This window comes from Chitinophaga sp. RAB17 (assembly GCF_052114225.1).
Classification (GTDB): domain Bacteria; phylum Bacteroidota; class Bacteroidia; order Chitinophagales; family Chitinophagaceae; genus Chitinophaga.
In genome coordinates this window covers 938,034-953,911 of record NZ_JBFREI010000001.1, presented here as the reverse complement: position 1 = coordinate 953,911, position 15,878 = coordinate 938,034, and the positions used below count along the sequence as shown (strand labels likewise).

18 protein-coding genes are annotated in these 15,878 nt (G+C 45.1%); all 18 read left to right on the top strand.

From position 1 onward, the window contains the following. The first annotated feature begins 81 nt into the window (after positions 1–81). The 18 genes from AB4Z08_RS03585 (at position 82) to AB4Z08_RS03500 (ending at position 15,821) form a co-directional block, all read left to right on the top strand. Entirely contained in the window at positions 82–825 is a 744-nt protein-coding gene (locus tag AB4Z08_RS03585; protein WP_441572399.1) for a class I SAM-dependent methyltransferase, read from the top strand. Between the two features lie 2 nt (positions 826–827). Next, a complete protein-coding gene (locus tag AB4Z08_RS03580) occupies positions 828–1,406 on the top strand; it encodes a phosphatase PAP2 family protein (RefSeq protein WP_441572398.1) in 579 nt (192 codons plus the stop codon). Continuing rightward, positions 1,403–2,134 carry a ZIP family metal transporter gene (locus AB4Z08_RS03575; protein WP_441572397.1) on the top strand — a complete coding sequence of 244 codons (732 nt, stop codon included), beginning with the start codon at positions 1,403–1,405 and terminating at the stop codon, positions 2,132–2,134. Before AB4Z08_RS03580 ends, AB4Z08_RS03575 begins: the two co-directional genes overlap by 4 nt. Positions 2,135–2,157: 23 nt before the next feature. Then, positions 2,158–3,447 carry a hemolysin family protein gene (locus tag AB4Z08_RS03570; RefSeq protein WP_441572396.1) on the top strand — a complete coding sequence of 430 codons (1,290 nt, stop codon included), beginning with the start codon at positions 2,158–2,160 and terminating at the stop codon, positions 3,445–3,447. Between the two features lie 148 nt (positions 3,448–3,595). Then, the gene (locus AB4Z08_RS03565) at positions 3,596–5,131 is read left to right on the top strand and encodes an HAL/PAL/TAL family ammonia-lyase (RefSeq protein ID WP_441572395.1); all 1,536 of its coding nucleotides are present in this window, start codon (positions 3,596–3,598) and stop codon (positions 5,129–5,131) included. Between the two features lie 46 nt (positions 5,132–5,177). Next, entirely contained in the window at positions 5,178–5,906 is a 729-nt protein-coding gene (gene fabG, locus AB4Z08_RS03560) for a 3-oxoacyl-ACP reductase FabG (RefSeq protein ID WP_441572394.1), read from the top strand. 139 nt (positions 5,907–6,045) lie between these two features. Continuing rightward, entirely contained in the window at positions 6,046–7,272 is a 1,227-nt protein-coding gene (locus tag AB4Z08_RS03555) for a beta-ketoacyl-[acyl-carrier-protein] synthase family protein (RefSeq protein ID WP_441572393.1), read from the top strand. Positions 7,273–7,366: 94 nt separating this feature from the next. After that, positions 7,367–7,624, top strand: a complete 258-nt coding sequence (locus AB4Z08_RS03550) for a phosphopantetheine-binding protein (RefSeq protein WP_441572392.1) — start codon at positions 7,367–7,369, stop codon at positions 7,622–7,624. After that, complete coding sequence (locus tag AB4Z08_RS03545) at positions 7,624–8,499, top strand: LpxL/LpxP family acyltransferase (RefSeq protein WP_441572391.1); 876 nt, start codon at positions 7,624–7,626, stop codon at positions 8,497–8,499. The genes AB4Z08_RS03550 and AB4Z08_RS03545 overlap by 1 nt, the downstream gene beginning before the upstream one ends. Positions 8,500–8,574: 75 nt before the next feature. After that, complete coding sequence (locus tag AB4Z08_RS03540; RefSeq protein ID WP_331972228.1) at positions 8,575–9,000, top strand: 3-hydroxyacyl-ACP dehydratase; 426 nt, start codon at positions 8,575–8,577, stop codon at positions 8,998–9,000. Between the two features lie 6 nt (positions 9,001–9,006). Beyond that, positions 9,007–9,762: a hypothetical protein gene (locus tag AB4Z08_RS03535; RefSeq protein WP_441572390.1), complete on the top strand. Its 756-nt coding sequence runs from the start codon at positions 9,007–9,009 to the stop codon at positions 9,760–9,762. Between the two features lie 3 nt (positions 9,763–9,765). Continuing rightward, the gene (locus AB4Z08_RS03530; RefSeq protein ID WP_441572389.1) at positions 9,766–10,185 is read left to right on the top strand and encodes an acyl-CoA thioesterase; all 420 of its coding nucleotides are present in this window, start codon (positions 9,766–9,768) and stop codon (positions 10,183–10,185) included. 11 nt (positions 10,186–10,196) lie between these two features. Continuing rightward, on the top strand, positions 10,197–11,342 hold the full coding sequence (locus AB4Z08_RS03525; protein WP_441572388.1) for a beta-ketoacyl synthase N-terminal-like domain-containing protein: 1,146 nt from the start codon (positions 10,197–10,199) through the stop codon (positions 11,340–11,342). A gap of 13 nt (positions 11,343–11,355) precedes the next feature. Further along, complete coding sequence (locus AB4Z08_RS03520) at positions 11,356–12,417, top strand: SAM-dependent methyltransferase (protein ID WP_331956524.1); 1,062 nt, start codon at positions 11,356–11,358, stop codon at positions 12,415–12,417. A 49-nt stretch (positions 12,418–12,466) separates the two neighbouring features. Further along, the gene (locus AB4Z08_RS03515; RefSeq protein WP_441572387.1) at positions 12,467–13,723 is read left to right on the top strand and encodes an NAD(P)/FAD-dependent oxidoreductase; all 1,257 of its coding nucleotides are present in this window, start codon (positions 12,467–12,469) and stop codon (positions 13,721–13,723) included. 4 nt (positions 13,724–13,727) lie between these two features. Next, positions 13,728–14,345: a beta-ketoacyl synthase N-terminal-like domain-containing protein gene (locus AB4Z08_RS03510; protein ID WP_441572386.1), complete on the top strand. Its 618-nt coding sequence runs from the start codon at positions 13,728–13,730 to the stop codon at positions 14,343–14,345. Between the two features lie 19 nt (positions 14,346–14,364). Then, positions 14,365–14,631, top strand: a complete 267-nt coding sequence (locus AB4Z08_RS03505; protein ID WP_441572385.1) for a phosphopantetheine-binding protein — start codon at positions 14,365–14,367, stop codon at positions 14,629–14,631. Further along, entirely contained in the window at positions 14,628–15,821 is a 1,194-nt protein-coding gene (locus AB4Z08_RS03500; protein WP_441572384.1) for a beta-ketoacyl-[acyl-carrier-protein] synthase family protein, read from the top strand. Before AB4Z08_RS03505 ends, AB4Z08_RS03500 begins: the two co-directional genes overlap by 4 nt. The last annotated feature ends 57 nt before the right edge of the window (positions 15,822–15,878 follow it).

The window sequence follows — 15,878 nt, the reverse complement described above, 5'->3', positions numbered from 1 at the left end:
AGCGAATGATTAAATTAACATAACACCATCTACGCTGCATTTCCTAAAAGCTAGCAGCTAAAAGCTAAAAGCTAACAAATTATGGAAGTAGATAAACTTTGGTTTAAGGATTGGTTTAATTCTCCCTATTATCATTTGCTGTATAACAACCGCGATGATCGGGAGGCAGCTGCCTTCATTGATAAATTGCTGGCGTATCTGCAACCTGCTCCTGGTGCAGAAATGCTGGATGTAGCCTGTGGAAGGGGACGACATGCCAAATACCTGGCTGATAAAGGCTACAATGTAACAGGAATTGATCTTTCTATTGAAAGTATCAATGCAGCTAAAAAACTGGAAAACGACCACCTTAGTTTTTTTCAACACGATATGCGCTTACCTTTTTGGGTAAACTACTTCGATGTGGTGTTTAATTTTTTTACCAGCTTCGGCTACTTCGAATCTCAGCGGGACAACGACAATGCGCTGCGTACACTGAAGAATGCACTGAAGCCCGGTGGCAAGCTGGTACTGGACTATCTGAATAGTAATTATGTAGCGGCCCACCTGGTGAATGACGAAGTGAAAGAGAAGGATAATGTAGTATTTGATATCCGCCGGGAACTGAAAGCACATAAATTTATGAAGCAGATCAGTATCCTGGACAAAGAAAAAATGCGCCGCGCTACTTACACCGAAAGCGTGAATGCCTTTACCAGGCAGGATTTTGAGGCCATGTTTGCAAAGCAGGGACTTGAAATATTAGAAATATTCGGCGACTATCACTTTAACAGTTATGATGAGCAGCGTTCGCCACGACTGGTTATCATTGCTACAAAATCATAGCCATGCTTGAATCGATACTCCGTGAAGACCTCAGATTATTTTTTCATATCAACGGGCAATGGCATAACGCTGCGCTGGATGTTATCCTGCCTTTTGTGCGGGAACCTTTTGTGTGGGCGCCTTTATACCTTTTCCTGGGTTTATTTGTGACCATTAACTATGGTTGGAAAGGACTTTTCTGGATCCTTTTCTTTTTGCTGTGCTTTGGCCTGGCGGATCAAAGTAGCCTGTATCTGAAAGGTGCCATAGGAAGGGTGCGGCCCTGCCGGGACCCTGTGGTATCCCACTACGCACGTGTGTTGGTGGTATATTGCCCTATGAGCGGAAGTTTTACTTCCAACCACGCCGCGAATCATTTTGCGTTGGCTACATTTTGTTTCATAACTTTAAAATCAGCTTTTCGCCGGTTTGCCTGGTTGTTCTTCGCGTGGGCCGCTATTATTGGCTACGCACAGATATACGTAGGAGTGCACTATCCGCTGGATGTAGCCGGTGGTGCTTTACTGGGCATTTTAATCGGACTGCTCAGCGGAAGTTTCTTTCAACGCCGCATAAGACTGGAGTCTGAACTCACATCATGAACTGGAACTATCTGATATTAATACTGGCTGCTACAATTGTTGGTGGGTTGATACCCATGACAATAAAACGTATTCATGCCAATTTTTCTATTTACCTGCTGGCCTTTACCGGCGCCTTTCTTTTTGGGGTTATTATTATGCACCTCCTGCCGGAAGTGTATCATGAGCTGGGGCATCAGGCAGGCCTGTATATTGTAGCAGGATTTTTTCTGCAGGTATTCCTGCAGCAGTTGTCACACGGTATGGAGCACGGGCATACGCATGTGCCGCAGGAGCATCATCATCATATTGCCGTAACACCGCTGTTGCTGGGACTTTCCATACATGCTTTCATGGAAGGGATTCCCCTGGGATTTAAGTATGACGATCATTCCGCACTACCTTCACTGATGGTGGGGGTGGCTGCACATAAAATACCGGAAGCATTAACACTGATCACCGTGATGATGCATGCACATAAGAAACGGGCGGATCTCTGGCGGATCCTGCTGGTATTTGCACTGGTAACACCGTTGGCCGCTATCCTGGCAGGATGGCTGGGCAGTCGTTTCGAAATTGTACAGCATTATCTTTTATACGTGGTAGCGCTGGTAGTAGGTGCATTTCTGCACATTTCCACTACTATTTTTTATGAAAGTGGTACAAAACATCATGAACTCAGCAGGAAAAAGGTCATGGCAATAGCACTAGGACTGCTTTTGGCATTTCTTACCCTGATATTTGAATAATTTTTTATTTTTAGGCTTTATATATGGAAGTCGTCATTATCCTCATCCTTATTTTATTGAATGGCCTGTTCTCGATGTCCGAGATAGCATTGGTCTCGGCCCGGAAGATCCGTTTGGAGAACCAGGCCAATAAAGGGGATGAAAAAGCAAAGGCAGCTTTAAAGCTGGCAAATAATCCGGACACCTTTCTTTCTACCGTGCAAATCGGTATTACCCTGATCGGCATATTAACGGGTATTTATTCAGGCGAAAACATCAAAACTGATGTGATGGCCTGGCTCAATACATACCCCGCCATACAGCCCTACAGCAGTGTGGTAGCTACTACCATCATTGTAGTGACTATTACTTATTTTTCTATGGTACTGGGAGAACTGGTACCTAAACGTATAGGGCTGGCTAAGCCGGAGGCAATTGCCAAAAATATGGCAAAGCCAATGCAGGTCCTTTCCTGGCTTACCTTTCCTTTCATCTGGTTATTGTCTGCCTCCACTACGGTGCTGGTGAAACTATTTAATCTCAAATCCGGTGATTCACATGTAACGGAAGAAGAGATCAAGGCAATTATCAACGAAGGCACCAACTCCGGTGCTATCGAAGAAACAGAACAGGAAATCATTGAACGCGTATTCCACCTGGGCGATCGTAACATCACCTCGCTCATGACTTACCGGAATGACATTACCTGGCTGGATATTAATGAGGCTGCGGGCGACTATCAGCGGAAAATTCATGACAGCCTGCATTCTGTGTATCCTGTTTGCGATGGACAGATAGACAGTATTAAAGGACTGATCACCATAAAAGACCTGTACACGGTAGCCGGAAAATCGGTGCCACTGGCTGATATTATCCGCAAACCCCTGTTTGTACCGGAGAATAATACGGCTTACCAGGTGCTTGAGAAGTTTAAAGAAACGCATTTACACGCAGCCTTTATCGTGGATGAGTATGGTACATTCCTGGGGATGATCACCCTGAATGATATCCTCGAAGCCATTGTAGGAGATATGCCGGAAACTGCCGAAAGTGATGATTACGAGATGGTTCTGCGGGAAGACGGCACCTGGCTGGTAGATGCACAGATCCCGTTTTATGATTTCCTCGAAGAATTTGATAAAGAAGACTGGATGACGGAATTTGAGCAGGATTTTGATACGCTGGCCGGCTTCATCCTGCATCACCTGGAACATATTCCGCAAACCGGTGAAAAGTTCACCTGGCGAGACTTTACATTCGAAATAGTGGACATGGATGCACATCGTATAGACAAAGTATTGGTGACACCGCCAACACAGCATGTGGAAGAATAAGCATTGACCCCAAAGCAAAATAAGTAATAATCGCATGCGTAATTACCCGTAATTCGTTTGGGATCGTTGTTATTTATTTGGATAAATCTAGCTTTATGCTAATTTTGAGCACTTTTTTACATATACAAATAATTTAATTTAAGATAAAATGGTTGCAATAGGAAGTAAGGCGCTGTCCCTGGATGAAGTGTACAGGGTCCTTTTGGGCGGAGAAGAGCTGACATTAGAAGCAGCAGCTCTGCAGCAGGTGGAAGCTAGTTTTTTATTCCTTGAGAAATTTTCGGCAAAGAAACTGATCTACGGCATCAATACCGGTTTTGGTCCTATGGCCCAATACCGCATCAGCGATGAAGATACCTTCCAGTTACAATATAACCTGATCCGCAGTCATAGCTCCGGTGCAGGTAAATGTATGTCACCATTGCATACAAAATCACTGATGATCGCACGTTTGAGCAGCTTTATGCAGGCACATTCAGGCATTCATCCGGAAGTAGTACATCTCTTAAAAGATCTGATCAACAAAAACGTATATCCCTGTGTGTTTGAACACGGTGGTGTGGGCGCCAGCGGCGACCTGGTACAGCTGGCCCACCTGGCCCTTGTATTGATTGGCGAAGGGGAAGTATGGTATGAAGATAAATTTCAGCCTACGGCAGAAGTATTTGCCCGACTGAACCTCAAACCTATAGGTATTCACGTAAGAGAAGGACTGGCCATTATCAATGGTACCTCCGCTATGACAGGCGTAGGATTGGTGAATCTTATTGAAGCCAAAAAACTCCTTGGATGGTCTGTGGTATTATCTGCCATGATCAACGAAATCGTAGAAGCATTTGACGACCACCTGTCTGCAGAACTGAATGCGGTGAAAAAGCATGAAGGACAGCAACAGATTGCTGCTAAAATGAGAGAAATACTGACAGGCAGCAAAATGGTCCGCCATCGCCCTGATCATCTCTATAAAGAACTGGAAGAAGAAATTTTTAAAGATAAGGTACAGGAATATTATTCCCTGCGCTGTGTACCACAAATTCTGGGTCCCGTATATGATACACTGGTACAGTCAGAAAAACTGGTGGTGCAGGAATTGAATTCAGTGAGCGATAACCCTGTAGTGGATCATCACCTGGAAAATGTTTTCCATGGCGGTAACTTCCATGGCGATTATGTCTCTCTGGAAATGGACAAAATAAAAATTGCCATTACCAAATTGTCTATGCTCGCAGAAAGACAATTAAACTATCTTCTGAACGATAAATTGAACCATAAATTCCCGCCGTTCATGAACCTGGGAAAACTTGGCTTCAATTTTGGAATGCAGGGCGTTCAGTTTACGGCTACATCTACCGTGGCGGAAAACCAGACGTTGTCATTCCCGATGTATGTACATAGTATTCCGAATAACAACGATAACCAGGATATTGTGAGTATGGGCTGTAATGCGGCTATCATGACGAGTAAGGTGATAGAAAATACTTTCCAGGTATTGGCCATACAGGTGATGACGATGTTGCAGGCGGTAGACTACCTGAATTGTCAGGATCGTTTGGCTGGTTTTTCTCATAAGGTATACCAGGAAGTAAGAGCAATATTTCCTAAATTTATTGAGGATAGCCCGCGTTACAAGGATCTTCAGAAAATTAAGGAATACCTGATAAAAAATGTGCCCGTAGAGTTTTAGTTCATATTAGATGAGCCATCATTTGTAATCCGAAATTTGTAATTCAATGAAGTGTGCATTAGTAACAGGAGGATCCAGAGGGATAGGAAGGGCAGTTTGTGTAAAAATGGCCGAAGCAGGTTATCATATACTCATCAACTACAAGGGGAATGAAGCAGCAGCACTGGAAACCCTGGAGGCGGTAAAAGCAAAAGGAAGTACAGGTGAACTGCTGCAGTTTAATGTGGGAGATGCCGCAGAAGTGCAGCAGGTGCTGGGTGGATGGGTAGAAAATAATAAAGATCAGCAGATAGAAGTCCTGGTAAATAATGCCGGTATCCGCGAAGATTCCCTGATGTTCTGGATGAATGAAGCGCAGTGGGGAAATGTATTGAATATCAGTTTGAATGGTTTTTTTAATGTGACGAAGCAGGTATTGAACAATATGTTATTAAAACGTTACGGACGTATTATTAACATGGTGTCGTTGTCTGGTATCAAAGGGTTACCCGGCCAGACAAATTATTCCGCCGCGAAAGCAGGGGTTATCGGCGCTACCAAAGCCCTGGCCCAGGAAGTAGCCAAGAGGGGAGTCACCGTAAATGCCATCGCACCCGGATTTATTAAAACAGATATGACAGCAGAACTCAATGAAAAAGAGCTGGCTGCCCAGGTGCCTATGAACCGCTTCGGTACACCGGAAGAAGTAGCGGAAGCAGTAGCTTTCCTCGCTTCCAAAGCAGCGGGTTATATCACAGGTGAAGTATTAAATATTAATGGAGGGTTGCATACCTGAATAGCGTTTAGCTATTAGCTTTTAGCTGTTAGTAAATGCAGCGGAGATTAGCATAACATACGCTTCGCTGCATTTACTAACAGCTAAAAGCTAATGGCTAAATGCTAGATCAAAGCTAACCGCTAAAAGCTACGAGCTTATGAAAAGAGTAGTGATCACTGGAATGGGAATCTACTCTTGCATTGGAAAGGATATGCAGGAAGTAAAAGATTCCTTGTATCAGGGTAAATCCGGTATTGTGCTGGATCCCGAGAGGAAAACTTTTGGTTACCGGTCAGGATTAACCGGCTATATAGAAAGACCCGAGCTCAAAGGGGTACTGGATCGCCGATCAAGGATCATGATGCCGGAACAGGCGGAGTTTGCCTATATGGCGACCAGTGAGGCCCTGGCGCAGTCGGGCATCACTCCTGAATATATTGACTCCACTCCCATAGGACTATTATACGGTAATGACAGCTCTGCAAAACCAGTGGTGGAAGCCAATGACGTAATGCGGGCAAAAAAAGATACCATGCTGGTAGGTTCCGGTTCTGTATTCCAGACCATGAACTCTACGGTGAACATGAACCTGGCCACTATTTTCAAGCTCCGTGGTGTTAACTTTACTGTGAGCGCGGCTTGTGCCAGCGGTTCTCATGCTATTGGCATGGGATATATGTTTATCCGCAACGGGATGCAGGATGCCGTTATCTGCGGCGGTGCACAGGAAGTGAATCTGTATGCCATGGGCAACTTTGACGCTATTGGGGCCTTCTCCATAAGGGAAAATGAACCTGCCCGCGCTTCCAGGCCTTTTGACCGTGATCGCGATGGACTGGTGCCCAGCGGTGGCGCGGCTACTGTGATACTGGAAAGCCTGGAGTCAGCTCAAAACAGAGGGGCTACTATTTTAGGGGAAGTGATGGGATATGGCTTTTCCTCCAATGGATCACATATCTCGAATCCAACCGTAGATGGGCCCGTACGTTCCCTGGAAATTGCCCTGAAAGATGCAGGGCTCCAACCCGGCGATATCGAATACATTAATGCACATGCTACTTCCACACTGGCAGGAGATGCCAGCGAAGCCAAAGCCCTGCATGAAGTATTCGGCGCTTCCAGGCCTTATGTCAGCTCCACCAAATCCATGACCGGCCACGAGTGCTGGATGGCTGGTGCCAGCGAAATTGTATATTCCATGATCATGATGAAGCACGGGTTTATAGCACCCAATATTAACCTGGAAAATCCCGATGAGGATGCCGCCCGGTTAAATATTGTGAGCAGTACAATTAATAAAAATTTTAATATATTTTTGTCGAACTCTTTTGGTTTTGGAGGTACTAACTCCTCTCTTATCGTAAGGGGGTGGAACGGACAATAAATATTCTTAACTTTGACCCTTGGATCAGGATCGTTAGACCAACTAAGCTGCAATAAATAAATTTAAAAACGACCTATATCTGATTTCGCACTTTATGGACATTAGAGAAATAATAACTGTTACGAATAAGTTTCTGGTTGAGGAGTTTGAAGCAAACGCCGAATCAATCACACCTGAAGCAAATATGAAGTCCACACTGGATCTTGACAGTCTGGATTATATTGATATGGTAGTAGTGATAGAAGATAACTTCGGATTTAAAGTAAATCCTGAAGATTTCCAGGCTATCATCACCTTCCAGGATTTCTACGATTACGTAGCCACTCGTGTACAACAAAAAGAACTGGTATAATGCCTTCCTGGCAAGGAAAGTCAAAAGGGAGTAAGTTTGGATATAGTTGTTTTGTTTTCCTGCTTAATAATGGGGGAGTAATGCCGGCTTATCTGCTGCTAAGGTTCGTGGCTTTCTATTTTTTTGCATTTTCCTGGAGCTCCTCAAAACCTCTCTATCATTATTTCCGTACAAAAATAGGATACGGCAAGTGGCGTTCATTGCTTAGTCTGTATCGTAATTATCATGTGTTTGGTCAAACGCTGATCGATAAAGTAGTAGTGATGGCCGATATGGCCAATAAATTCACTTTTGAATTTGAGGGCGAACACCATTTGCGTGAAATGATTGCCGGCGGCAAGGGCGGTATCTTACTGAGCGCCCACCTGGGTAACTGGGAAGTAGCCGGACATTTGTTCAAACGCCTGCAAACCCGTATCAATATTGTCATGTTTGATGGAGAACATCAGCGTATCAAAGATTACCTGTCTGGTATTACCGGCGACCGTAACATGAATATTATTGTGATCAAAGACGACCTGTCACATATCTACGCCATTAATGAAGCCTTGAATAATAAGGAAATGGTATGTATGCACGCCGACCGTTTTCTGCCTGGTAATAAAACGCTGACCACTTCCTTTTTGGGCCAGGATGCCCGATTTCCAATGGGTCCCTTTTTGTTGGCCGCCACCTTCCGGGTGCCGGTTTCAGTAGTATTTGCCTTCAAAGAATCTTCCACACACTATCATTTCTATGCGACTGAACCCAAACTATATCACGGGCGCCGTAACGAGGGAGTGGAAACTTCACTGAATGATTTTGTGCAGCGCGTGGAAGAAAAAGTACACCGTTATCCGGTTCAATGGTTCAATTATTACGATTTTTGGGAATAATGCGTGTTTTTACTGTTCATAATTTCGTATAATTCTAGTTATTTCGTGTTTCATATTTAATAATAACTTGCGCAGATGTTTATTCATACAGATGATATCACCGCCTATATCCCTCAGCGTACGCCAATCGTAATGATTAGCGGTATCCTGGAGGTAAATGGTCCTGTAACCCGAACCGGCCTTCACATTGCAGCAGACAATATTTTTGTGGAGAATGGGGTCCTGACGGCTCCCGGTCTGATGGAAAACATTGCCCAAACAGCAGCTGCCCGCATCGGGTATATTGCCAAACAGGAAAACAGCCCCGTTCCATTAGGGTTTATTGGCGCCGTGAAAGACCTGGAAATACTGGAACTGCCTCCTGCAGGACAAATGATTGAAACCACCACGGAAATCGGTGGAGAAGTATTCAACGCCACCATGGTAACCGGTAAAGTGATGTTTGAAGGCCGTGTAATGGCACAATGCGAAATGAAAATCTTTATCAATCCCATAATTTAGAATAACATGAACTGTAGAAAATTTATCGCACTACCATTGATGGTTTTAAGCATGTTCGCAATGGATGCCCATGCTCAGAAATTGAAAAACTTTTTAGAGAACAAAGACTCTTCCTTCCTCTGGCTCGGAGTGGACTTTACCCAGGCTAAACTGATTGGTGATGCGGCGGCAAAAACAGATGCCATCGTAGATCATGAGTTTACTGCTCTTAACCAGGTAATTGTAAATGAACAGAAAAAATATGATGTGCCAGGCGCATTTCATCGCGAAAAGTACAATACCAGCATTACCCAGGTAAATAAGCATAACGAAGGCATTAATAAAGATGCCCTGTTGTCAGACGAATCCTCCGACTTTGAACGCCTGAAAGCGGAAGACATCACCAAAGTGGTGAAATCTTACGATTTTTCCGGCAGACATGGTATCGGTGTAATGATCGTAATGGAAGGCATGAGCAAAACCAGCAAAAGCGCCTCTATGTGGATCACCGTGATAGATATGGACCGTAAAAATGTACTGATGACAGAACGTTACATCGGTAAAGGCCAGAAATGGAGCTTCGCATGGCGTAACTATTGGCTGGCAACCATCAAAAGCGCACTGGGTGACTTTGATGATGACTACAATAAGCTGAAAACCAAATACGCTGATACCAAAGACGTAGAAGATCCAAAACCAGTAGTGGCACCTGCAGAAAAGAAAGAAGGTAAAACCGGTGTAGCTACAAAAGAAACAAAGAAACCAGCAAAGAAGAAAGGATAAATCATGACACTCACAGCCCGCACGAACATACTAATACGATTTAATGAAGCAGATCCGCTGGGAATAGTATGGCACGGGCATTATGTGCAGTATTTTGAAGACGGCAGAGAAGCTTTTGGCGAAAAATACGGACTTCGTTACCTGGATATTTTTGAAAAAGGATACTCCGTTCCGGTAGTGAACATACAATGCGATTACAAACGCTCTTTGCGCTATGGCGACAGGGTAGTAGTAGAAACAATATATGTGGATGATCTGGCCGCCAAAATAAAATTTGAATATATTCTTACCAATCCGGCAACAGGTGAAATAGTGGCAAAAGGATCTTCTGTTCAGGTATTCCTGGATAAAGAAACATCTTCCCTGCAACTGATAACACCCGCTTTTTTCAGTGAATGGAAAAAAACACACGGGCTGGTATAACTAAGGGTGATATGCAACAGGTGTATGTAGTAGCAGATAATATTGTGGGGCCTTTGGGCGGTACTACCCGGGATAATTTTGACCAGGTTTTACTGGGCAACAGTGGCATAAGTTTGCAGGAAAATGCAGCTTATGCCGCTGCTCCGTTTTATGGCGCTATGATGGCGCCAGGTCAGCTGGATACATACACCGCTGCATACAACCTGCACGGATACACGACATTTGAAAAACTGCTGGTGGCGTCTGTACAAAATGCCCTGGAACAAACAGGGATCACATTAACAGATAAACGTACCGGTTTCCTTATTTCCACTACCAAGGGAAATATAGAACTACTGGAGCAGCAGCCTGAAGGAACTGTCGTACCATTGGCAGATTTGCAATTGTTTTCTTCTGCCAATAAAATAGCGGCACATTTTAAGGCAGCCAACCAGCCAATGGTTATCAGTAGTGCCTGCATATCAGGACTGGTCGCTATTTTAACCGGTAAACGACTCATTGAATCGGGACGTTATGATCACGTAGTGGTTGCCGGAGCTGATGTGCTGACCCGCTTTGTATTGTCTGGATTTCAATCTTTTCAGGCAGTAAGTGCTGTTCCCTGTAAACCCTTCGATGCCAGCCGCACCGGGGTAACATTGGGAGAAGGTGCTGCCACCGTTATCCTCAGCAAGGATAATAACAACGCTGCTTTTTCATTGGGCGCCGGTGCTATCAGCAACGACGCCAATCATATTTCAGGTCCGTCCCGTACCGGTGAAGAGCTGGCTGCAGCGATGCAACTGGCTATACATGGTAGTGGACTCACCGCTGCTGATATCGGATTTGTGTCCGCACATGGCACGGCTACACTGTATAATGATGAAATGGAAGCGAAAGCATTACACCACGCCGGTTTAAGCCAGGTGCCGGTAAACAGTCTAAAAGGGTACTATGGCCACACCCTCGGTGCAGCCGGACTCATAGAGGCGATCATCAGCATGCAGGCCATGAAAGCCGGTGTAATATTGCCAACAAAAGGATATGAAAACTCCGGTGTAAGTATGCCGGTCAACGTTAATAATACCCTGCTGCACAGGCCATCTGCCCACTTCCTGAAAACAGTATCAGGTTTTGGAGGATGTAATGCAGCCATGGTCTTTAATCTTAACAGCTAAACAAGTTATTGTCGTGTTTAATAAAGAAACAAAAACAGCACTGGAAGCGAAAGAAGCTGCATTGCGTCTGGCATTTGCCCCTGTTGCTTTTCAGGCTACCAGGGCATTGCGTGATATGGGCATTTTAACTGCAGTAAGCAACAGCCGTTCTGCAGGCATCACCATTGAAGAAATAATGGAGCAAACAAAAATGTCCCGCTATGCAGTAAGAGTATTGCTGGAAGCAGGTTTAGGTATGGAGCTCGTGATCGTAAATGATAAACGCTATACCCTCACCAAAACAGGCTACTTTATTTTACATGATCAGCTTACCCGTATTAACATGGACTTTTCTCAGGATATCTGCTATAAAGGCATGAATCACCTGCAGGAAAGCCTCACAGAAGGAAAGCCCGCCGGCTTGCGTGAACTGGGCCCCTGGGATACTATCTATCCCGGCCTGTCGCTGCTGCCACCTGAAGTAGGTAAAAGCTGGTTCGACTTCGACCACTACTATTCTGATCTGGCTACCCCTGCCGCCCTGGATATTGTTTTTGAGAAACATCCAAAACGTCTCCTCGATATTGGCGGTAACACCGGTAAGTGGGCGTTGGCTTGCACTGCCAAAGACCCGGATGTGGAAGTAACCATCTTTGATTTACCGGGGCAGGCCGGATTGGCACAACAGAAAATGAAAGATGCCGGCGTAGAAAACCGCGTACATTTTCATATCGCCAATATCCTGCACGAGGAACTCCCTTTCCCTAAAGGCTTTGATGCCATCTGGATGAGCCAGTTCCTGGATTGTTTTTCTGAAGCTGAAATTGTGTCTATCCTGAAACGTTGCCGCGAAGCGCTCAACGAAGACGGTATTGTATATATACTGGAACCATTCTGGAATCGCCAGCAGTTTAAGTCTGCCGCTTTCTGTCTGCAACAGACCTCCCTGTATTTCACAGCGATGGCCAACGGCAACAGCCAGATGTACCACACAGATGATTTCTTTCAATGTATTGAAGATGCCGGCTTAACGATTATCGAAGAGAATGATCAGATGGGTATGAACTATACATTGTTGAAATGTAAGAAGAAATAGAAATTCCAATTGTCACACAATCATCTATAATTCCCAAAATCGATCTCTTATGAAAACTGAGCAAGTTGATGTACTGGTAATAGGAGCGGGTCCGGCAGGAACGGTAGCAGCGTCTATTATTCACCAGGCAGGGTACAAAGTAAAAGTGGTGGAAAAGCAAAAGTTCCCCCGTTTTGTTATTGGCGAAAGCCTTTTGCCCCGCAGTATGGAAGCCCTGGAAGAAGCAGGGTTCATCGATGCCATCAAAGCAAAAGGTTTTCAGCAGAAATACGGTGCCAAGTTCGTGAAAGGCGATGCCACCTGTGATTTTACCTTCCAGGAGCAATACACGCCCGGTTGGACCTGGACCTGGCAGGTAACCCGTGCCGATTTTGATAAAACGCTCGCTGACACTGTAGAAAGTATGGGTGTTCCCGTATCATACGAAACAACGGTGACAGCTATACGTTTTAATGGGTCCGACTCTGTGACGACTGTGGAAGATAAAGATGGTAATCAATCTGAAATTGCTGCCAGGTTTATAGTAGATGGCAGTGGTTACGGCAGGGTAATTCCTAAACTGTTTAACCTGGAGAAGAACTCCAATCTGCAACCACGTAAAGCATTGTTTGCCCATACGGTGGATGTTCGCCGCTCTATGGCGGATGAACCTAACCGTATTACTGCTGTTGTGCATAAAAAAGGTGTCTGGATCTGGATTATTCCTTTTGCTACCGGGGTAACTTCCCTGGGATTTGTGGGAGATCCGGAGTTTTTTGAACAATATCCTGGCACTGACGAAGATAAATATCGCGCTTTACTGGAAGCAGAACCTTATACCAGAGAGCGTTTCCGAGATGTAGAACTGGTATTTGAACCACGGATTTTGCAGTCCTGGTCTGCCACTACCGATAAGTTTTACGGTGATGGATTTGTATTAACCGGAAATGTAACAGAATTTCTGGACCCGATTTTCTCTTCTGGCGTAACTTTGGCCTGCGTATCTGCTCAAACAGCGGCAAAGCTGGTGATCAGAAAACTGAAAGGTGAGGACGTAGACTGGGAAAAAGAGTATATGGAGCCAACCATGCAGGGCGTGAATACCTTCCGTTCTTATGTAATGGCCTGGTATGAAGGTACCCTGGATACCATTTTCTTTAAGAAAGATGCGGATCCGCTGATCAAGGGACAAATTTGTTCCGTACTGGCTGGTTATGTGTGGGATATGAATAATCCATTTGTCAAAAATCATGAGACTGCGCTTAAACGCCTGGCCAGAACAATAGAATTAACGGAAAAGTTAAAAAGCAGTTCAGAAATTGAATAGTGAGTTGGCATATATTACAGGGAGTTGTATCATTCGTCATAACAAGGTGTATCTGAATGGTACATTGTTATGGGAGGCAGCGCAGGAGCTGGAAGTATCTGATTTTCTGCGGGCAGGTTACGACCATTTTTCCGGTCAGTATCCTAAATTTCATAAGATGGATGCCCTCAGCAAGCTTGGCTGGCTGGCGGCGGAAATATTGCTGAAAGATACAGGGGTACATACCTTGCCACCAGAACAGGTAGGTATGGTATTATCAAATCGGAGTAGCAGTCTGGATACAGACCTGCGTTACTATGCCACCGTGAAGGATTTTGCCAGTCCGGCCTTGTTCGTATATACGCTACCCAACATTGTAATGGGGGAGATATCGATCCGGCATGGTTTTAAAGGAGAGAATACTTTTTTTGTGTCAGATACTTTTGACACGGCATTGATGAGCACTTACCCGGCACAGCTGCTGGCAGAAACACCTTTAAAGGCTTGTATCTGTGGTTGGGTAGAGGTAATGGAACAACGGTATGAGGTAGCATTATTCCTCGTGGAAAATAAACGAACAGATAAAGCACAGCCTTTAACAGCAGCAGCTTTGTCAGCGTTTTATCAACAAATAAATAGTTAATAACTTTAATCAAATTACAGTGGAAAAGTTGATGTCGGATCTGAAAGCGCAGATCATTGAACAATTGAATTTGCAGGAAGTAACCCCGGAGAGCATCGGCAGCGATCAGACGCTGTTTTCTAAAGATGGGCTGGGACTTGATTCTATCGATGCGCTGGAACTGATTGTATTGCTGCAACAGCATTATAATATCCGCATTGCCAATCCTGAAGAAGGACCAAAAATATTCCACTCTGTTCGTTCAATGGCAGAGTACATTACAGCAAATCAAACCGTAAAGGCATGAGTGAAAAGGTGTGGATAGCAGGTGGTGGGGTTATCAGCGGGATAGGCCTGAATGTAAAGGCCTGTTTGCAGTCGTTCCGGGATATGCAGCCGGGAATGGCTGCTATGCAGTACCTGCCTTCTGTTCATCGTAATACCTTTCCGGTAGCGGAAGTGAAGGCAGACAATGCCACACTTGCCGATATGGCACGTATGCCGGAACATATCAGCAGAACAGCCCTGCTCAGCATGATTGCTGCCCGTGAGGCGTGGCAATCCAGTGGGCTGGGCGATATATCACAGTATCGCGTGGGTTTTGTTTCCGGCAACACAGTGGGTGGAATGGATAAAACGGAGGACTTTTTCCCGGAATTTCTCGTAAACCCACGTGGCGGCCGCTTACACCAGGTATTGCACCATGAATGTGGTAGCATTACTGAATTGGTAGCAGATATGCTTGGCATCCGTCATCATGTGTCTACCATCAGTACTGCCTGTTCTTCCGGGGCTAATGCCCTGATGTACGGCTCCCGCCTGATCCGCAATAATATGGTGGATGTGGTGATTGCCGGTGGTACAGACGCGCTGACACGTTTTACATTAAATGGTTTTAATACACTCATGATCCTGGATCAGCAGCCATGCCGGCCTTTTGACGACACCCGCACCGGGCTCAATCTGGGGGAAGGCGCAGGCTATGTTATCCTGGTATCAGATAGCCTGGCTGCACAGCTGCAGCCATGGTGCCGTTTCAGTGGTTTTGCCAACGCCAATGATGCGTACCACCAAACAGCTTCTTCTCCCGATGGCACAGGCAACTACCTGGCTATGAAAGGCGCATTGGATAGAAGCGGACTACAACCGCAACAAATAGGATATATTAATTTGCACGGCACCGGTACGCAAAATAATGACGTATCAGAAGGAATTGCCATCAACAGGCTCTTTGCGCCACATTTTCCGGCCATGAGCTCTACCAAATCGTTCACCGGCCATACACTGGGCGCCAGCGGTGGTATAGAAGCCGTTTTCTCTGCTTTGGCAGTAAAGGAAGGCATCCTCTATCCCAACGCTCGCTTTGAACACCAGATGAAGGAAGTACCATTTGCACCCGTAACCGAATATTCAACGGGTCATGACCTGCAACATGTGATGTCTAATTCATTCGGTTTTGGTGGCAACTGTTCAAGTCTGATTTTTTCTAAAGGCTAGTCAAGGTGGTCAGGTAACCTGCGTCGGCCAACACCAGCATTTAGAGCTAAAAGTATA

Excerpts from the sequence above, each read along its gene's own strand:
- AB4Z08_RS03580 (WP_441572398.1), top strand. The coding sequence starts at position 828 with ATGCTTGAATCGATACTCCGTGAAGACCTCAGATTATTTTTTCATATC.
- AB4Z08_RS03565 (WP_441572395.1), top strand. The coding sequence starts at position 3,596 with ATGGTTGCAATAGGAAGTAAGGCGCTGTCCCTGGATGAAGTGTACAGG.
- AB4Z08_RS03530 (WP_441572389.1), top strand. The coding sequence starts at position 9,766 with ATGACACTCACAGCCCGCACGAACATACTAATACGATTTAATGAAGCA.
- AB4Z08_RS03585 (WP_441572399.1), top strand. The coding sequence starts at position 82 with ATGGAAGTAGATAAACTTTGGTTTAAGGATTGGTTTAATTCTCCCTAT.
- fabG (WP_441572394.1), top strand. The coding sequence starts at position 5,178 with ATGAAGTGTGCATTAGTAACAGGAGGATCCAGAGGGATAGGAAGGGCA.
- AB4Z08_RS03540 (WP_331972228.1), top strand. The coding sequence starts at position 8,575 with ATGTTTATTCATACAGATGATATCACCGCCTATATCCCTCAGCGTACG.
- AB4Z08_RS03555 (WP_441572393.1), top strand. The coding sequence starts at position 6,046 with ATGAAAAGAGTAGTGATCACTGGAATGGGAATCTACTCTTGCATTGGA.
- AB4Z08_RS03515 (WP_441572387.1), top strand. The coding sequence starts at position 12,467 with ATGAAAACTGAGCAAGTTGATGTACTGGTAATAGGAGCGGGTCCGGCA.
- AB4Z08_RS03525 (WP_441572388.1), top strand. The coding sequence starts at position 10,197 with ATGCAACAGGTGTATGTAGTAGCAGATAATATTGTGGGGCCTTTGGGC.
- AB4Z08_RS03500 (WP_441572384.1), top strand. The coding sequence starts at position 14,628 with ATGAGTGAAAAGGTGTGGATAGCAGGTGGTGGGGTTATCAGCGGGATA.
- AB4Z08_RS03545 (WP_441572391.1), top strand. The coding sequence starts at position 7,624 with ATGCCTTCCTGGCAAGGAAAGTCAAAAGGGAGTAAGTTTGGATATAGT.
- AB4Z08_RS03570 (WP_441572396.1), top strand. The coding sequence starts at position 2,158 with ATGGAAGTCGTCATTATCCTCATCCTTATTTTATTGAATGGCCTGTTC.
- AB4Z08_RS03575 (WP_441572397.1), top strand. The coding sequence starts at position 1,403 with ATGAACTGGAACTATCTGATATTAATACTGGCTGCTACAATTGTTGGT.
- AB4Z08_RS03535 (WP_441572390.1), top strand. The coding sequence starts at position 9,007 with ATGAACTGTAGAAAATTTATCGCACTACCATTGATGGTTTTAAGCATG.
- AB4Z08_RS03550 (WP_441572392.1), top strand. The coding sequence starts at position 7,367 with ATGGACATTAGAGAAATAATAACTGTTACGAATAAGTTTCTGGTTGAG.